At 38.8% G+C, this 1,222-nt stretch carries 1 protein-coding gene; it reads right to left on the bottom strand.

The window, feature by feature from the left end:
* Positions 1–1,092 (bottom strand): transposase (locus AB5217_RS24885; protein WP_032843183.1); only part of this gene is annotated, 1,092 nt, incomplete at its 3' end.
* Between the last annotated feature and the right edge of the window lie 130 nt (positions 1,093–1,222).

Raw genomic sequence — 1,222 nt, 5'->3', positions numbered from 1 at the left:
TTTAAGAGCTGTCTTCTGTTGCTCATTCAAGTATGCCCCTATTCTTCTGTTGTGAATAATCTTATAAATGTAGCGACTTTTCTTACCCAAATGTGTGGCTGTCTGCTCAATGGTCATCCCCTGCATTTTTAAGTTCAAGCTTTCCCTGTATATCTTCAATTTTTCTCTGTGTCGGACATCTCCCATGTTAAATATGTCCTGAAGAATTAACGAAGAAGCCGTGTCTCTGTCAGGATATTCGTATTTGAGCTTTTTCTTGGTCTGACGGATTATTTTCTCTATTTCCGGTATCATCGTGTCCGTCATATTCTTGATTAGATGGAATCGGTCGCAGATTTGTGTAACACCAGGAATTATTCTGTTTATAGCCTCTGTGAAACATCTTCCACGGTCTCTCGTTATATATTGTATTTGAGGATTCCGGATGAGCCAGTTATCAAGTGCTTCTCCGTTTCTATCCTCTAACAAAGCAATAGGTATGTGTGTCATCTGGTCTACGGCCACACTCATATAATCCTTACCTTTTTTATAGGCAAAATCATCAATACCTACATAAATACTTTTATTATGCATAGGATTGTGTTGTCCGCACTGTTGTAGGATGCGTAAGCAGGAAGAACTACTGGCTGTTATATGGAACAGTTGCAAAAGAGAAGAGGCCTTTCGGGAAGTAAGTTCCAAACTTATCGATCTGATGCGTTCCTCAACAAGATAGCTCCGTCTACCATACCGACGAGCCAGAAAAGACAACGGTTCGCAGAATATTTTTTGTGGACAAGAAACATTGTCACAATAATATTTGCCAACCTTGATGACTAACTCCAAAGTATGACCGTAAACTTCAAGATCCTCAATATGACGGGAGTAGTAACTGTGCAATCGGTGACTGAAATGTCCGCAATAAGGACAGGAAGCCCCTTTGCCAGCCGTATGTAGAAAGACCGTCAATGAGCCAACAGCTTCAGAGATACCATCTTGTTGCAGATTATCGTAGCCAAGACTGAATCTGAAATCATGGAATAATCCCCTATTTGTAGGAGCATTTTCTTTTTTTGATGTATATTTGTACGTTGTAGATATGACTTGTTGCATTGTAACTCTTAATGATGTGGTGTCTTTAAAGTTACTAAAAAGCAAACATATCTACAACTTTTAATAGGATTAAGAAAGAAGAAGACAGTTGAAATAAAAAAGAGATTACCACCAAATTTGACGAAGAACC

The sequence above is a fragment of the Bacteroides sp. MSSM.1001136sp1_RTP21357st2_D2_RTP21359_211015 genome (assembly GCF_040913205.1).
Classification (GTDB): domain Bacteria; phylum Bacteroidota; class Bacteroidia; order Bacteroidales; family Bacteroidaceae; genus Bacteroides; species Bacteroides ovatus.
Note: the sequence above shows the minus strand (reverse complement) of the source record. Positions and strands in the feature narration are given on the sequence as shown.